Genomic DNA, 485 nt, shown 5'->3' with positions numbered 1-485 from the left:
ATCAGCTGTTCTGTAGCCTTATAAATAGCCCCCTTGTTATCAATAAATACCGCATCAAAATCCCCACCCTCTGTATCACGGTCGATGAGGACCACGGGAATCCCGGCCCGTTCCACTGCTTCTAACATCTTTCTGGTGGCGGAGGTCTGATAGAGACTTGGAGTTATCAGAATCCCTTTTACATTCTGAGCCTTCAGCTGCTTTAAGATTTCTCCCTGCTTCTTCTCATCATCACCCGTTTTATAAAAAAGAACCGTAATATTCTCCTCATCCGCCTTTCGGGTTACACCGTCATATACCTTTACGAAGAATGGATTAACCCGCTCCGGCATCACCAGGCCGATCATATCAGACGCCTGGGTGATCAGGCTTCTTGCCGCCGCATTCGGACAGTAATTCGATTCCTGGATAATTTCCTCGATATTTTTTTTGTTCTTTTCGCTCACGTAGCCGGATCCGTTGATCACTCTCGATACCGTAGCTAC

At 46.8% G+C, this 485-nt stretch carries 1 protein-coding gene; it reads right to left on the bottom strand.

All coding sequences use genetic code 11. The annotated features are described in order from the left end of the window. On the bottom strand, positions 1-485 hold a 485-nt coding region (locus tag NE664_13525), incomplete at both ends, for a LacI family transcriptional regulator (GenBank protein MCQ4727652.1).

Source organism: Anaerotignum faecicola (assembly GCA_024460105.1).
GTDB lineage: Bacteria > Bacillota > Clostridia > Lachnospirales > Anaerotignaceae > JANFXS01.
The sequence above is the reverse complement of the archived record's forward strand: the minus strand, read 5'-3'. Positions and strand labels throughout refer to the sequence as shown.